This window comes from Gottfriedia luciferensis, assembly GCF_001712755.1.
In the GTDB taxonomy this organism is placed as follows: Bacteria; Bacillota; Bacilli; order Bacillales; family Bacillaceae_G; genus Gottfriedia; species Gottfriedia luciferensis_B.
Genome location: NZ_MDKC01000032.1, coordinates 259,757 through 277,556 on the forward strand (window position 1 = coordinate 259,757; position 17,800 = coordinate 277,556).

13 protein-coding genes are annotated in these 17,800 nt (G+C 32.9%); all 13 read right to left on the reverse strand.

Translation table 11 applies throughout. The features are described from left to right. Positions 1-15 precede the first annotated feature (15 nt). The 13 genes from rimP to codY all read right to left on the reverse strand — a co-directional run bounded on the left by rimP (position 16) and on the right by codY (position 17,732). Positions 16-489, reverse strand: coding sequence for a ribosome maturation factor RimP (rimP, locus tag BED47_RS16200; RefSeq protein WP_025568538.1), 474 nt, complete (start codon positions 487-489; stop codon positions 16-18). Between the two features lie 243 nt (positions 490-732). Further along, positions 733-5,043 (reverse strand): PolC-type DNA polymerase III, encoded by a 4,311-nt coding sequence (locus BED47_RS16205; RefSeq protein WP_069034504.1) that lies wholly within the window; start codon positions 5,041-5,043, stop codon positions 733-735. Between the two features lie 125 nt (positions 5,044-5,168). Then, complete coding sequence (locus BED47_RS16210; RefSeq protein WP_069034505.1) at positions 5,169-6,866, reverse strand: proline--tRNA ligase; 1,698 nt, start codon at positions 6,864-6,866, stop codon at positions 5,169-5,171. 236 nt (positions 6,867-7,102) lie between these two features. Further along, the gene (rseP, locus tag BED47_RS16215) at positions 7,103-8,359 is read right to left on the reverse strand and encodes an RIP metalloprotease RseP (protein WP_069034506.1); all 1,257 of its coding nucleotides are present in this window, start codon (positions 8,357-8,359) and stop codon (positions 7,103-7,105) included. Positions 8,360-8,372: 13 nt separating this feature from the next. Then, positions 8,373-9,524, reverse strand: a complete 1,152-nt coding sequence (gene dxr, locus BED47_RS16220) for a 1-deoxy-D-xylulose-5-phosphate reductoisomerase (RefSeq protein WP_069034507.1) — start codon at positions 9,522-9,524, stop codon at positions 8,373-8,375. Between the two features lie 33 nt (positions 9,525-9,557). Continuing rightward, positions 9,558-10,346, reverse strand: coding sequence for a phosphatidate cytidylyltransferase (locus tag BED47_RS16225; RefSeq protein WP_069034508.1), 789 nt, complete (start codon positions 10,344-10,346; stop codon positions 9,558-9,560). A gap of 17 nt (positions 10,347-10,363) precedes the next feature. Next, positions 10,364-11,143 carry an isoprenyl transferase gene (locus BED47_RS16230; protein ID WP_069034509.1) on the reverse strand — a complete coding sequence of 260 codons (780 nt, stop codon included), beginning with the start codon at positions 11,141-11,143 and terminating at the stop codon, positions 10,364-10,366. Positions 11,144-11,331: 188 nt separating this feature from the next. Next, positions 11,332-11,889 carry a ribosome recycling factor gene (gene frr / locus BED47_RS16235; RefSeq protein ID WP_069034510.1) on the reverse strand — a complete coding sequence of 186 codons (558 nt, stop codon included), beginning with the start codon at positions 11,887-11,889 and terminating at the stop codon, positions 11,332-11,334. Positions 11,890-11,891: 2 nt separating this feature from the next. Then, positions 11,892-12,614 carry a UMP kinase gene (gene pyrH, locus BED47_RS16240; RefSeq protein WP_069034511.1) on the reverse strand — a complete coding sequence of 241 codons (723 nt, stop codon included), beginning with the start codon at positions 12,612-12,614 and terminating at the stop codon, positions 11,892-11,894. A gap of 92 nt (positions 12,615-12,706) precedes the next feature. Further along, positions 12,707-13,591: a translation elongation factor Ts gene (gene tsf / locus BED47_RS16245; RefSeq protein WP_069034512.1), complete on the reverse strand. Its 885-nt coding sequence runs from the start codon at positions 13,589-13,591 to the stop codon at positions 12,707-12,709. Positions 13,592-13,719: 128 nt separating this feature from the next. Further along, on the reverse strand, positions 13,720-14,418 hold the full coding sequence (gene rpsB, locus BED47_RS16250; protein ID WP_056470859.1) for a 30S ribosomal protein S2: 699 nt from the start codon (positions 14,416-14,418) through the stop codon (positions 13,720-13,722). 563 nt (positions 14,419-14,981) lie between these two features. Further along, positions 14,982-15,758, reverse strand: a complete 777-nt coding sequence (locus BED47_RS16255; RefSeq protein WP_254664608.1) for a FliA/WhiG family RNA polymerase sigma factor — start codon at positions 15,756-15,758, stop codon at positions 14,982-14,984. Positions 15,759-16,952: 1,194 nt separating this feature from the next. Further along, the gene (codY, locus tag BED47_RS16260; RefSeq protein WP_056470865.1) at positions 16,953-17,732 is read right to left on the reverse strand and encodes a GTP-sensing pleiotropic transcriptional regulator CodY; all 780 of its coding nucleotides are present in this window, start codon (positions 17,730-17,732) and stop codon (positions 16,953-16,955) included. Between the last annotated feature and the right edge of the window lie 68 nt (positions 17,733-17,800).

Sequence of the window (17,800 nt, forward strand, 5' to 3'; positions counted from 1 at the left end):
AAAAGTACCCCCTACTTAGAAAAACGTAACAGCAAGTCTTGCACTTGCGATCTTTGGTGTTGGAATAGTCATCATTTTTTTTCTTGTTTTAATTGTTAACTCTAACTGAACTTCCTCTGACGTATAGGAAATTAATTTCCCTTCGAATTTCTTTTCGTCAAGGATTGGTTCATAAGTTTTAATGAAAACTTGTTTTCCAATTGCTTTTATAAAATCTTGTTCTTTCTTTAAAGGACGTTCAGCACCTGGTGATGAAACATCTAAGAAATAAAGGTTTTCAATTGGATCTTTTTCATCTAAGACTTCACTTAGTTTTTCACTTACTGCAGCACATTGCTCCAAATCAATTCCAGACTCACTATCTATAAATACTCGAAGGAACCAGTCTTTTCCTTCTTTTACGTATTCTACATCAACTAACTCTAATCCTAGTTGTTCAATTATTGGTTGTGCTAATTCTGATACAACCTCTGTGACCTTCTTACTCAAGAAGTATCCTCCTTCCAAACATTACAAGATGAAAATTCCCTGCTATTTAGCAGGGAAATTATCTTTAGTATTTCCAATTTACGCAATTATTGTAACTTAAAATTCAAGTTACATACTACGCAAGAGATGAATTGGGTCATAAGGGTAATAAGAAAGAGCAGGTTGCCCCTGCTCTTCAAGAAAAATCCCGTGCTAAATTACATCTGTATCTACTATACCATAATTCCCAAGTTTTGCAAACTGTTAAAAGCCATCGAAAAGTGATAATTGGTTTTGATCAGGTAAGTTTTGTAAACAGCCTTGTTTATCTAAATACTCTAAAACTGTTTTTGAAATTTTACTTCTTTGTTGTAAGTCTTCTTTCGAAAGGAATTCTCCATCTTCTCTAGACGAAACAATATTTTTAGCCGCATTCGTTCCTAATCCTGGAATCGAATTAAACGGTGGGATTAGCTTATTCCCATTTACTAAAAATTCATCTGCACTTGAACGATATAAATCCATTTTTTCAAACGAAAAGCCTCTTTCACACATTTCCAAAGCAATTTCCAATACAGTCATTAAACTTCTTTCTTTTACTGAAGCATCTAATCCTTTTATTGCGATTTCTTCTATTTTAGCTTTAATCGCACTTGGACCGGCTATCATTGCTTCAATATCGAAATCTTCAGCACGAACTGTGAAGTATGCAGCATAATAAAGGATTGGATGGTGTACTTTGAAATATGCAATTCGTACTGCCATTAATACGTAAGCAGCGGCATGCGCTTTAGGGAACATGTACTTAATTTTTTTACAAGAATCAATATACCAAGCAGGTACTTTATTATTTCTCATTTCTTCTTCCCACTCTGCTGGTACACCTTTACCTTTACGAACAGATTCCATTATTTTAAATGCTAATGAAGGCTCTAATCCTTGATAGATTAAATAAACCATGATGTCGTCACGACAACCAATTACTTCAGAAAGTGTACAAGTCCCGCTGTTTATTAATTCAGATGCATTTCCTAACCATACATCTGTACCATGTGACAAACCAGATATTTGAACAAGTTCAGAAAATGTAGATGGCTTTGTATCTTCTAACATTTGACGTACAAACTTAGTACCAAACTCTGGAATTCCATAAGTACCTGTTTTACAGAGTATCTGCTGTTCAGTTACCCCTAACGACTCAGGTCCTGCAAATATCTTCATTACTTCAGGGTCATCAGTTGGAATCGTTTTTGGATCGATTCCACTTAAGTCTTGAAGCATACGGATAACCGTTGGATCATCGTGTCCTAATATATCAAGTTTTAATAAATTATCATGAATTGAATGGAAATCAAAATGTGTCGTTTTCCATTCAGACTTTACATCATCAGCTGGGAACTGAATCGGTGAAAAATCATAAATGTCCATATAATCTGGAACTACTATAATTCCACCTGGATGTTGTCCAGTTGTTCTTTTTACACCTGTACATCCCATAGCTAATCGATCATATTCAGCACCACGTAAATTTAAATTATGATCATTTGCATAACCTCTTACATAACCGTATGCTGTTTTATCAGCTACAGTACCAATTGTACCTGCACGATAGACATAGTCCTCACCAAAAAGTACCTTTGTATAATTATGAGCAGTTGGTTGATATTCACCGCTGAAATTCAAATCGATATCAGGAACCTTATCTCCTTTAAATCCAAGGAAGGTTTCGAAAGGAATATCATGACCATCTTTTTTATATGCAGTACCACATTCCGGACAATCTTTGTTCGGTAAATCGAATCCAGAACCTACTGATCCATCATTGAAAAACTCAGAATGCTTACAATTTGGACAGACGTAATGTGGTGGTAAAGGATTTACTTCTGTAATTTCTGTCATGGTCGCTACTAATGATGATCCTACAGATCCCCTTGAACCTACTAGATACCCATCATCTAATGATTTTTTTACAAGTTTATGCGAAATCAAGTAAATTACGGCAAAACCATGTCCAATAATACTCTTTAACTCTTTTTCAAGACGGGCTTCTACAATTTCTGGTAATTGCTCTCCGTAAATAGATCTTGCCATTTGATAGCTCATATCGCGAACTTCATCTTCAGCACCTTCAATTTTTGGAGTATATAAGTCATCCTTAATTGGCTTAATATCTTCAATTAAACTAGCAATTTTTTGCGTATTTGTAACGACTATTTCTTTTGCTTTTTCTTCTCCTAAAAAGGCGAAGGCAGATAGCATCTCATTAGTTGTTCTAAAATGAACATCTGGTAATCGATGTCGATTTAATGGATTTGCTCCACCTTGAGACCCAACTAATATTTTGCGATAAATTTGATCTTCTTTTTGTAAGTGGTGAACGTTACCAGTACCAACTACAATTTTTTCTACCTTTTCAGCCATTTTAACAAGCTTTGAAATAACTTCTCTTAAATGTTGTTCATTTCGAACAATTTCTAATTCTACTAAATGTAAAAGTGTCTCTGGCGGCATTACTTCGATATAATCATAAAACTCCATTAGCTTTTCTGCTTCTTCAGGAGATTTTTGAACACTTGCCTCAAAAACTTCACCTTTATCACATGCAGATCCAACTAATATACCTTCGCGATGTTTCACTAATAATGATCTAGGAACCCTTGCAACTCGATGATGATAATGGATATGAGAATATGAAACAATTTTAAACAAGTTTTTTAGTCCAGTTTCATTCGTAGCTAAAAGAGTTGCATGTGATGGTCTTGCTCGTTTATAAGCATCGCCTTTCCCCATGTTATTATTTAGCTCGTCATGATAATACATATCCTGCTCTGCTGCATCTTTCAGCATTTTTAGAAGTAAGAAGCCAGTGGCCTCAGCATCGTAAATCGCTCTATGATGTTGTGTTAAGTTAATATCGAATTTTTTACACAGTGTATTTAATCGAAAGTTTTTAAAATCCGGATACAAAGTTCTAGCTAACTCAAGCGTATCAATTACACCATTATTTGTAATACCAATTTCATATTTTTTAAAGCCCATTTGAATAAAGCCCATATCAAATGAAGCATTATGAGCTACTAGTATATCGTCACCCATCCACTCTTTAAACTCACGAAGTACCACATCAACATTTGGGGCATCTCTTACCATTTCATCAGTAATTCCCGTCAATTCAATCGTAGTTGCAGATAGTGGATGATGTGGATTTGCAAATCGTTCAAATCGGTCAATGATTTCACCTTTATGAATCTTTACAGCAGCTAACTCGATGATCGTATCATAAACCGCAGAAAGACCTGTTGTCTCTACGTCAAATACAACATAGGTTGCTTCCTCTAATGAAATATGAGATGGATTATATGCTGTTGGTACACCATCATTTACTAGATTTATTTCAACGCCATATAGTATTTTCACACCGTGTTTTTTCCCAGCTCCAAATGCTTCAGGGAAGGATTGAACAACCGCATGATCCGTTATTGCAATTGCTTCATGTCCAAACTTACCTGCTTGTTTGACTAAATCACCTGCTGAAACAACTGAATCCATTTGGCTCATATGTGTATGGGCATGTAACTCAATTCTACGCTCTCCTTCTGGAGCTTCGTCCTTGCGTTCATCTGGGGTAATTTCATTTATATCATTTGCAATCATGACTAAATCACGTACAAATGTATCGTTTTGTACGGATCCTCTAACTTTTACCCACATACCCTTTTTAATTTTATTTAACATCGGGATATCTTCTTTATCTCTAGAGAACATTTTAACTAGTATTGAGCTCGTGTAATCGGTAATTTTAAAGGTAATTAAGACACGGCCGCTCTTAAGTTCACGAATTTCAGAATCGAATACATATCCTTGCAGAACAACTCGTTTTTCTTCTTCAATGATTGACGAGATTGTATTAATTTCAGTTTCCTTAATATAATATCCAACGACAAGAGGACCTGAGGGCTCATCTCCTTCAGCTTCTTCAGCAGCCTCTTTCTTTTCTAATTCAACAAGTACTTCCATCGCTCGCTTGCGATCTTCTTCAGCTTTTTTCTCAAGAAACTCAGTTTTTTCTTCAACATTGTCTTTAATCGTATTCTCAAAAAACAGCTTAGGAAAACCTACTTTTTGATATAAATCTTGCAGCTGAGGAACGTATCGATTTGTAAAAGCATTTTCTTCAATTAGACTATTTAAATGGATCATTACTTTATTATTTTCAACTGAAGGTAGAGCAGATTCAATATGTTGTAATATAGGTGATTTCGATTCAACAGATTGAATCATAAATGACCAATAATCAATTACTTTTTGTTCTTCTATTTTTGGATTTTCCGTATTAATAACGACTGAAACATCTGCTATATGTTTAAAAGTCCTTAATAAACTTGTTACAAAAACTTGAAACGTTGCAAAAGGTAAAACATTATCTATTTTAAAAGTAAACTGCCATTTTTTTTCGCTTTTATTTACTTCAAGATTTACGATTTCCCCATTTTTAAAATACAAATCTCGCATATCTTCAGGAAATTGGAGCTGATCTAATAATAGCTGAAACCGCTCCTGACGTGTTTGTCCCATTTTTTCACCAACCTTATTATATAAATTGCAGTATATGTGTAAAAAAATCGAAAGTACCTCCACATAAATAAGAGGTACTTTTTATTTGTGTGCGATTACCGTAAGGTGTCGCTTCCACTTTTATTTTATTTTAACATATTTATTTCATTCACAAGGTTAGAAATTTCTACTTCTTTACTAACTTGTCCATCTCTAGTTTTAAGTTCTACAATTCCTTCTGCAGCTTTTTTACCAACAACTACACGTACAGGAATTCCGAAAAGATCTGCGTCTGCAAATTTTACACCTACACGTTCATTTCGGTCATCTAATAATACATCTTGTCCAATCTCTTTTAACGTTTTATAAATATCGTCAGCTAAATTTACTTGCTCTTCATTCTTTGTATTTACAGTAATAACATGTACATCAAAAGGAGCTAGGTTTTTAGGCCAGACAATCCCTTTCTCGTCATTATATTGCTCTACAATTGCAGCTAATGTACGAGATACACCAATACCATAGCATCCCATAATGATTGGATTCGATTTTCCATTTTCATCAAGGAATGTTGCATTCATAGACTCAGAATATTTTGTACCTAATTTAAATACATGACCTACTTCAATACCTTTTGCGAATGAAATAGTTCCTTTACCATCTGGTGATAAGTCACCTTCTTGAATAAATCTTAAGTCTACGAAATCTTTAACATCATAGTCTCTATTTACAGTTACGTTAATGTAATGATAACCTTCTTCATTTGCCCCACAGCAACCATTTACAATACCTTTAATTGCATTATCTGCTAATACTAATAAATCTGATTTTACTCCAATTGGACCTAGTGATCCTATTTCACAGTTCATTAGTTCTTTTACTTCTTCTTTAGAAGCAAGCTCAACTGAATGTGCACCTAAATAATTCTTTAATTTAATATCGTTGATTTCATGGTCACCACGAGCAAGCACTAATACAAAACTTTCATCTGCCTTGAAAATAATTGATTTAATGCTTTTTTCAATCGGTAAGTTTAAGAATTCAATTACTTCATCGATTGTTTTTTGATTTGGCGTTTCTACTTTTTGAACTTCTTCTAATTTCTCATCAGATGGTTCGTAATTCGCAACAACTGGTGCCATTTCAATATTTGCTGCATAGCTAGATTCATTTGAAAATGCGATTGTATCTTCACCAATGTCAGATAACACCATGAATTCATGCGTATCTTTTCCACCCATTGCTCCTGAATCAGCAACAACCGCTCTGAAATTTAAACCACAACGAGTAAATACGTTACTATAAGCCGTAAATAAACGATCATATACTTCATCCAAGCTTTCTTGTGATGCATGGAAAGAATAAGCATCCTTCATTAAAAATTCACGACCGCGAAGTAGTCCAAAACGAGGGCGTTTTTCATCACGGAATTTTGATTGTACTTGATAAAGTGTAATCGGTAATTTTTTATATGATTTTAATTCATCACGAATAATGGAAGTAACAACTTCTTCATGAGTTGCTCCTAATGCAAATCCTCTACCGTGACGATCTCTTAAACGCATTAGTTCTGGACCAAAATTATCCCAACGACCTGATTCTTCCCATAATTCTTGCGCTTGCATTGATGGCATTAACATTTCCATCGCACCAGCATTATTCATTTCTTCTCGAACAATATTTGCTACTTTTTGAAGAACTTTATTGCCTAAAGGTAAGAAACTATATATACCAGATGCATTTTGTCTAATAAATCCTGCTCTTAATAATAATTGATGGCTTTTTATATCTGCATCTGATGGTACTTCACGAAGAGTTGGACTATATACGATACTTTGTTTCAAAAGGATTCACCTCATATTTTTCTTTTATTCTTATATTCTTTTTTTATAAATTATTTTAAAAATAATTGTTTTAAAAGCTATTTCTATAAAAGGCCTTTGTAAGTTAAGAATCCGCTCCCACTTAAAACGGGCTAATTGACAAACAATATGTCATTAAGCCCGTTTTATAAACAAGTAAGTCGCGGATTCTTTAAACAAAATTCATGAAATTACACGATTAAATTAAACAGAGCTTCTTATAAGAAAAATCTTTTAATATCGTTCCAAGTTACGATGATCATTAATAACATTAAAAGCGCAAAACCAATAAAGTGAACGACACCTTCTTTTTGGCGATCTATTGGTCGACCTCTTAATGCTTCTATTGCAAAAAATGTTAGTCTTCCTCCATCAAGAGCCGGTAATGGTAATAAATTCATAATACCAAGGTTGATACTTAAAAACGCTGCCCATTTCATTAAGTAGAAAATACCTGATTGTGCAGCTTGATCTGTTACCTGATAAATACCAACTGGACCTGAAAGATTATTGATTGAGAATTGACCAGATACTAAATGCCCAACTGCTAATACAATTTCTTTTGTCCATCCAATTGTTTCAGTTATACCATATTTAACCGAAGAAAAAACATTTTTTTCAACAGGTGCATATACACCGATTAAGCCATTTACTTTATGGTCGATTGTTTCTGATTTTGGAGTAATTGGAATCGAAATAACTTTGTTATCTCTTTTTACTTTAAATAATAATTCTTTACTTGGGCTTTCTCTTACAATTTTAACGACTTCTGCCCACTTTGAAACATCTTTATTATCAATTGATAAAACAATGTCGCCTTCTTTTAGACCAGCAGTTTGTGCTGGACCTTTTGGAAGTAATTCACCAATTTTAGCATCATTTACTGGAGTTCCTTGAAGTAATCCCAATAAGATAAAAATCACTAAAGCTAAAACAAAATTCATCATTGGTCCTGCAAAAATAGCAATCGCTCTTTTTCCAACTGATTTACTATTAAATTGTCGGTTATACGGAGCAATTTGATGACCTTGTCCTTCACTATAAATGAACGCTTTTTCATTTACATTGAATTTTGAAACGCCTTCTGTTCCTTCTTCAGTACCAATGATTTCTAACTTATGTTCTAAATCTATTGAATCAACTTCAACAAAACGAAGATCTTGGAAACGATCAAACTGATCAACTACAATTTTAGTAACTTCCCCGATTGAGTTAAATTGTAAACCGATATGTGATCCAGGCTTTACTTGTACCATTTCTGGATCTTCTCCAGCGTAACGAACATAACCACCAAGCGGCAATAATCTTATTGTGTATGTAGTTTCATTTCGATAAAATGAGAAAACCTTTGGACCAAACCCAATTGCAAATTCTCTACATAATATACCAGCACGTTTTGCAAAATATAGATGTCCTAGTTCATGAAAAAATACAAGTGCGCCAAAAATTACAACAAACGCTATAACTGTATTCATCTAATTACCACCCTTACTTTATTAGTGATGAAACGAATTGTCTTGTTTGTTCATCAATGTTACGAATTTCTTCTAATGAAGGTTTACTTATTACATTGTGTTTTTCAAGAGCGTTTTCTATTAAATTCTCAATTTGTAAGAATGATATTTTATTCTGTAAAAAAGCAGCTACCGCTTCTTCATTTGCTGCATTTAATACAGTTGGTAAACTACCGCCAACTTTACCAGCTTGGTAAGCATAATCCAAACATTTAAACCTGTTAAAATCCATCTCCTCAAAATGAAGTGTCCCAAATTTAATCAAATCTAATGGCTTATGATTAGTAATTGGTTTTCTTGAAGGATAGTTCAGTGCATAGGCGATTGGTACCCTCATATCAGGTGTTCCTAATTGTGCCATTACACTTCCGTCATCGAATTCAATCATAGAGTGTATAACACTTTCTCTATGAAGTACTACATCAATTTTTTCATATGGCATATTAAATAGCCAATGTGCTTCAATTACTTCTAATCCTTTATTCATCATCGTAGCTGAATCAATTGTAATCTTTGCTCCCATTGACCAATTTGGATGATTTAGCGCATCTTCAATAGTAACATCCTTTAATTGATCTCTTGTTTTATCTCTGAAGCTACCACCTGAAGCTGTAATGATTAATTTATGTATTTCATTTGGGTTTTCACCATTTAAACATTGATAGATTGCTGAATGCTCACTATCTACTGGTAAAATTGAGACACCATATTTTTCTGCTTCAGCCATTACAATATGACCTGCTGTAACTAATGTCTCTTTATTCGCTAGTGCGATTGTTTTACCATTTTGGATGGCTTTCATAGTTGGAACTAAACCTACACTTCCAACAACAGCGTTTACAAGTATTGTACTGTCTTCATGAACGGCAACTTCGATAAGGCCTTCTTCACCATATAAAACTTTGATTTGTGAAGGGATACCTAAGCTCGTCAGTTTTTCAGCTTCTTCTTTACCAGCAACTGAAACTAGTTTTGGTTTAAATTCTAAAATAATCTTATATAATTCATCAATATTTCTCCCAGCTGAACACGCGACTAATTCAAAATCATTTGATTGATTTCTAATAATATCGAGTGTTTGTATACCGATTGAACCAGTTGCTCCAAGTAAGCTGATTTTCTTCATTTTCATATGTCTCCTTAAATGCAAAAACTAATACTATAACGTAAATAGTAAATAGACGATTGGCAATGTGAAAATGATACTATCAAATCTGTCTAAAATCCCACCATGACCAGGTAATAAATTTCCTGAGTCTTTCACACCGTAGTATCTTTTATATGCAGATTGTACGAGATCACCTAATTGACCAAAAATCGAAACAAGAACAGCTACTAGTACTAAATATAGTATTGAATGATTTAAAGTTAACATAATCGATAAAATTACTGCAACTACTACAGCACAAATAATTCCACCTATCGAACCTTCAATCGTTTTATTGGGACTAATATCAGGCCAAAGTTTAGTTTTACCTGTCGCTTTCCCTATAAAATATGCACCCGAATCAGTTGCCCAAATTACGAATAATGGGAAGAAAAAGAATGCAATCCCCATATTTCTCATCTCGTACATATAATGAAATCCTAATCCTACATATAAACTACTTAGTACTACAAAAGAAGCATCTTCAAAAGTAAATGTATTCTTTGTAATTACCGTATATGATAAAAGTAGTAGGATTAGTACAATTGAAATTTCTGTTTTACCGATTTCCACAGGAAAAATCTTATTTGATAAATCATTTGGTGTAATTGCTACCCATGTTAAGATTAATCCAAGTACAGTTTGTGCACTGAATAAATTAAACTTTTTCATTCTAATCAATTCAAAATAACCGATTGTCCCAAGTGCAAATACAAGTAATCCAAACGGCCATTTACCAAATATTACTAATCCTAAAAATAATGCTCCAGCTATAACTCCTGTTATAATACGCTGTTTCAAGTTCGTTCACCGCTTTCTTAAATACCACCATATCTTCTAGCTCGATTTTGATATTCTTTAACCGCATCAATTAAACACTCTTCGGTAAAATCGGGCCATAATACATCTGTAAAATATAGTTCAGAATAAGCAATTTGCCAAAGCATAAAATTACTAATCCTTAATTCACCACTTGTTCTAATTAACAAATCTGGATCTTTAAAATCACTAGTCATTAAATAACGATTGAACAATTCTTCATTAATTTCTTCTTTATTTACTTTATTATCCAATACATCTGAAGAAATCTTTTTAACTGCAGAAATAATTTCGTCTCTAGATCCATAATTTAGGGCAAAATTTAATACCATACCCGTATTATTTTTAGTTTCCTCTACTGCTCTTAATACTGCTTCTGTAGTATAGCTTGGTAATTGCTCTTTATTTCCAGTTAATCTTACCTGCACATTTTCTTCGATTAATTCAGGTAAAAATGTTCCTAGAAATTCTTGAGGTAACTTCATTAAGAATTCTACTTCAGTTTTAGGTCTTTTCCAATTCTCAGTTGAAAAAGCATATAAAGTTAACGTCTTTACACCTAATTTACTAGCAGTTCTTGCAATTTTTCGAACTACTTTCATTCCCTCATAGTGTCCCTTAACCCTTGGAAGATTCCTCTTTTGTGCCCATCTACCATTACCATCCATTATTATTGCAACATGCTCAGGAATTACTCCATCGACCCCATTTAATTGCGAACTTGGAGGTACATTTTTCTCTTCTTTATTTCTTTTAAAAAAAGAAATTAATTTAAACATCTTTAATCCTCCGTCTAAGTATATCTAATTAAAGCATTGAGTAAAAAAACCCCCTTAAACAGAGGGTCTTTTTACTCAAAGCGCTTAGTTTATTTAATTATAATGCAATAATGAAATTATGTAATAGCATAATGTGAAAAATTCATTATTTTTCTAAGCGCTAATAAGATATACCTTGCAATGCAGTATTAAACTTCCATTATCTCTTTTTCTTTTTCTTTTGTGATTCCATCGATTTTTTCGATATGTGAATCTGTTTGTTTTTGAATGTCTTCTACAAGACCACGTAATTCATCTTCAGTAATTTCACCATTTTTTTCTGCTTTTTTCAGATCATCATTTGCATCACGGCGGATGTTACGTACTGCAACTTTAGCATCTTCAGCAGATTTTTTAACTACTTTTACTAAATCGCGACGTCGCTCTTCTGTTAATGGTGGGAAACTAATTCTGATTACAGTTCCATCATTTGAAGGGTTTAATCCTAAGTCAGCTTTTTGAATCGCTTTATCCATATCATTAATGACTGTTTTATCGTAAGGAGTAATTAATAATAATCTTGCTTCTGGTACTGAAATATTTGCCATTTGGTTGAGTGGTGTTGGAGCACCATAATATTCAACTAAAACTTTATCTAAAATAGCTGGGTTTGCACGACCAGCACGTACTGTTGCTAATTCTCTAGAGAAAGCAGAAACAGCTTTTGTCATTTTTTCTTTTGCTAAAGAAATGATTTGATTAGACATCTTTATTTCCCCTTTACTATTGTTCCAATATTTTCGCCAAGTACGGCACGTTTAATATTACCTTCTTCCATAATTGAGAATACAATTAATGGAATATCATTGTCCATACATAAAGAAGATGCAGTTGAATCCATTACACCTAAACCTTCTTTTAATACGTCTAGATATGTAAGAGTTTCGTATTTTACAGCAGTTTTATCGATTGATGGGTCAGCTGAATATACTCCGTCTACATTATTTTTTGCCATTAAAATAACATCTGCTTCAATTTCAGCAGCACGTAATGCAGCAGTAGTATCAGTTGAGAAATAAGGATTTCCTGTACCAGCAGCAAAAATTACAACACGTTTTTTCTCTAAATGACGAATTGCTTTACGACGGATATATGGTTCTGCAACTTGACGCATTTCAATTGATGATTGTACACGAGATTGTACACCAAGTGTTTCAAGACTATCTTGAAGTGCTAAAGAGTTCATTACAGTACCTAACATGCCCATGTAGTCAGCTGTAGCTCGGTCCATACCCATTTCGCTACCTGTTTTACCACGCCAAATGTTACCAGCACCTACTACTACTGCAACTTCAACATCTAGTTCTGCAATTTCTTTAACTTGTTCAGCAATTGATTTAATAACAGATGGATTAATTCCAAATCCTTGCCCGCCAGCTAGTGCCTCACCACTAAGTTTTAATACTACGCGATTATACTTTGCTTTACTCATAATACCCTCCATTTACGTACATCTATGTATTTACGTTTCTTTAAAAAATAGGGAACACATAGTGTCCCCTATTTTCATTCAAAGTAACTAAATTAGTTACCTTTTACTTGATTCATTACTTCTTCAGCAAAGTTATCTTCACGTTTTTCTAAGCCTTCTCCAACTTCATAACGAACGAAAGATTTAACAGTTCCGTTAGCAGCTTTAACGAATTGACCTACTTTAACGTCTGGGTTTTTAACGAAAGATTGATCTAATAAGCAGATTTCTTCGAAGTATTTACCAATACGTCCTTCTACCATTTTCGCAACGATGTTTTCAGGTTTACCTTCGTTTAATGCTTGTTGAGTTAAAATTCCACGCTCATGCTCAACTTCTTCTTGAGAAACAGCATCACGAGAGATATATTTAGGGTTGATTGCAGCGATGTGCATAGATACGTCTTTAGCAACATCTTCTTTAGTTGTTCCTTCTACTACTGAAAGAACACCGATACGACCGCCACTGTGTAAGTAAGCACCAAATGCATCAGCATCAGTTTTAGAAACTAATTCAAAACGACGTAAAGAGATTTTTTCTCCGATTTTAGCAATAGCATGGTTGATGTATGTTTCAACAGTTTCACCAGTTGCCATTGTTTGTGCTAAAGCTTCTTCAACAGTTGCAGGTTTGTTAGCAACGATATGTTTAGCAAGAACAGAACCTAATTCTTTGAAACCTTCGTTTTTCGCAACGAAATCAGTTTCAGAGTTTACTTCGATTAATACTGCATCGTTTCCAGAAACTTCAACGAAAGTTAAACCTTCAGCAGCGATACGGTCACCTTTTTTAGCAGCTTTTGCGATCCCTTTTTCACGAAGGTAGTCGATTGCTTTGTCCATGTTACCTTCAGTTTCAGTTAATGCTTTTTTGCAATCCATCATACCAGCGCCAGTTTTTTCACGTAATTCTTTTACCATTTGTGCAGTAATTGCCATAATATTTCATCTCCTATATGTAAGCTTATTTTATTCAATCGTTTTATAAGGTAAACAATTTCTGATTATTTTAACCTTAAAAAAAGGTGATAAAAGGCTAAAACCTCTTATCACCTTTCAATTTCTCATTAAGCAGTTGTTTCTTCGCCTTGTTTCGCTTCAAGAATCGCATCTGCCATTTTTGATGTAAGAAGTTTTACAGCTCTAATAGCATCGTCGTTTGCTGGGATAACGTGATCGATTTCATCTGGATCACAGTTAGTGTCAACAATACCGATGATAGGAATGTTTAACTTACGTGCTTCAGCAACAGCGATACGCTCTTTACGAGGATCAACTACGAATAATGCATCAGGAAGTTGCTTCATGTCTTTGATTCCGCCTAAGAATTTTTCAAGACGTTCTAATTCTTTTTTAAGTTGAATAACTTCTTTCTTAGGTAACACTTCAAAAGTGCCATCTTCTTGCATTCTTTCGATATCTTTTAAACGTTTAACACGTTTTTGGATTGTTTGGAAGTTTGTTAACGTTCCACCTAACCAACGTTGGTTAATGAAGTACATACCAGAACGGATTGCTTCATCTTTAATAGCTTCTTGAGCTTGTTTTTTAGTACCAACGAAAAGGATGTTTCCACCTTCAGCAGCGATACCTTTCATTACGTTGTAACACTCTTCAACCTTTTTAACTGTTTTTTGTAGGTCGATGATGTAGATACCGTTACGCTCAGTGAAGATGTAACGTTTCATTTTTGGGTTCCAACGGCGTGTTTGGTGACCGAAGTGAACACCAGCTTCTAATAATTGTTTCATAGAAATTACTGACATTTTATTTCCTCCTAATGGTTCTTTTTCCTCCGCTCACGTCTTCTTCTCCTATCACTCCCAAACTGGGTAGCACCAATAAGAAAATCGGCAAGCGTGTGTATTAACACCATGGACTACTATAGCATATACATTATTAATTATCAAGAGAAAACGAGAAATTATTGTCGAAGTTTCAACAATGTTTGCTTTTTCTTTTCTCTATCTAAATCCTTCTTGCATTTTCATCCATAGAAAGTCTTTTTTAAATCATCGAACTGCTATTATTTAAATTTGGGCTATTTTTCCATACTTTTGATTAACACATGAATGGAATAAATCAAGTGATTTAGAAATGAGAATTCACCTGTCCCAACAACAGAATCTTTATCAGTATTGGGAATTTTTGTTAATTTATTCAACTTAATCGTATTCTTCTTCATATTTTATTAAATCGTTAAAATAGAATTGTCAATAAAGTAAATAATATGAGGCTGATTTGCATTACTCAAATATAAATAATCTTAAAAATCATTATAGTGCCATTTAAAATTCTAAATGAATTCATTGTGGAGTTTACAAAGCTCCTATATATTTTTTTTACTTAAAAGATCTCTTAATTTAAAAATAGATTTAGCATGGATCTGAGACACCCTAGAAGTCGATAAATTAATAATTGTTCCAATTTCAGTAAATGTTAATTCTTCATAATAATACAAACTTATTACTAGCTGTTCTTTCTCATTTAATTCAGTTTCAATCCTCTTAGCAAGTAGCTTATTTTGTTCATCTTTCAGTAGCATTTCTTCTGGTGTTAATGTTTCATGATCCTTTATTGTTTCAATAAAATTAACTTGTCCATCTCCAGCATCTTTGATTTGTTCATCTACAGACAACATATTAGAGAAAAACACATCATTCATGACATTAATAACTTCCATCGAAGAATAACCAGTGTACAGCGCTATTTCTTCAGGTGTAGCTTTTCGTTCAAGAGTCGGTTCTAACTTTTCAATTGCATTTTCAATTTTTTTTGCTTTATCTCTAATTGTTCTAGGTAACCAGTCTTCTTTACGAAGACCATCCAGTATATTACCACTTATTCTTATTGAAGCATATGTTTCAAATTTCAAATCTCTTTTCGGGTCAAATTTCTCTAGTGCGTCATATAAACCCATTAACGCTAAACTGTGTAAATCATCCCTGCTGATGCTGACACTTGAAGGTAATCTATGAGCTATACGATTTACTTGAAAGTGAACTAGTGGCATATATATCTGCATTAACGTATCTCCGGCATCTAAATCACGATCTTCAATCCACTTTTTCCAATAACTTTGTGAAACATTTTTTTGAACTTGCAACACGTTTTTCACCTCAGCGAATTACCATATTATGTTTAATACTTGATTGACAATTTGTTCTTAAATTAGTGATTTTTGGCGAAATTAAATTTTTAGGCAACATTTAAATAAAGGGAATTAAAGCTTTACTCAAGTTTTATTCGTACTATTGAATATGCAGTTTCCGATTAAATATGTACTATGTCCATTTCCCAAGGAGTCTAGTGAATGCATCAAAAGGAGATTAAAAAAAATCTAGATTTAATTCATCAAATTCTTCTTTTATTACTATTTAGCCTTTCAATTTGCCTATTATTAAACGGCTAAATAGTAATAAATATGAATCTATTAATTTTATTCAATATTCGGTACGAATCAATCATTTCGCATACATGCTTTTTCAATGTAAGTTTCGATAAAAACTCAGTTGTTCACTTTTTGATCCTTTTAAAAATTATATTATTAAAATTCTATAATGTATCCACTTATTCTTTAAAATAATGTGAAATTTTATCTAGTACAATAAAAAATATTATTTTTTCATTTTTTTAAAATAATTGTACTTATATTCCAAAATTTTATTTTTAATATAATAGATTAAACTTTAGGATGACCTAATTTTAGTTATACTTAATAAAGAACAAATTAAAGAGTACAATTTTTTTATTTTATACTATTAAAAAGGAAGCCTCTTTTGTAATAATTGTTGTTTAGTAATTAACTGTTTATAACCAAAAATTATTAAAGCTAACGAGGTAGTTTAAAATAGGGTTAATACTAATGAAAGTAGGCTAGTTCTAGAAACTTTTCATACTTGTTTGATATTGTACTTCTTTATCTTCGTATTAAGGAGAGTATGTATCTGAAGTGGAAATAACTGACATCTACTAAAAAACAACAATATATTTGAAAGCAGCCAACAGTATAAAAGGAAAAAATCCCCTTACAATTTTATTATCTAATTCCCTCTCAAAAATACTTTTTATATTTTATCACTATAATCAAGTAAATATTTTTTAATCATACCATAATTTCCAATTCGTCTACATAGTTCATTTATACAAAAAAGGAAATAGTCTCTATTTATTTAATCTTTTTATTCCAATATAAAATATGCAATATTCTAACAATAATAAAGCAAAAAAACCTTTTCCCAATTATTAATTGAGAAAAGGTTTAAACTTAATATTATCTTTTAAGAAGTGACATTATTAATTAGTTAGATTTTAATTTCTCTAACTCTAATAAGAATTTGTCATTTAGTACTTTAATATAAGTACCTTTCATTCCTAGTGATCTTGACTCGATAACACCAGCACTTTCTAATTTACGTAGTGCATTTACGATTACAGATCTTGTAATACCTACTCGGTCAGCAATTTTACTTGCTACTAATAAACCTTCGTAGCCATTTAATTCTTCAAAAATATGTTCGATTGCTTCTAATTCGCTATAAGAAAGAGATGAAATAGCCATTTGTACAACTGCTTTACTTCTAGCTTCTTCTTCAATTTCTTCTGCTTTTTCACGTAGAATTTCCATACCTACTACTGTAGCGCCATATTCTGCTAAGATTAAATCATCATTTTCAAAATCATGATTAATTCGAGCAAGAACAAGAGTACCTAAACGCTCACCACCACCGATAATTGGTACAATAGTAGTTAAACCGCCAGAAAATAAATCTTTATTTTCAACTGGGAATGCAGTGTGCTCACTGTTGATATCGATATTTGATGATGTTTCATTAATATTAAATAGGTTTTGTGTATATTCTTCAGGGAATTGGCGATCGCTGAACATTTTTTGCATACGCTCATTTTCGATTTTTTGGTGAAGACCGTAACCTAATAATTTCCCTTTACGACTTAAAATAAATACATTTGATTCAATAACCTCTTCTAATGTATCTGCCATTTCTTTAAAGTTTACTGGCTTACCTGCAGATTGTTGTAATAACTTATTAATCTTTCTTGTTTTTTCTAATAATTGCATCTTTCTAAATGCCTCCTATTTAATTGTACGTTTCCTTTGAACTTCTTAGCAAACTCATGGCTGAATTC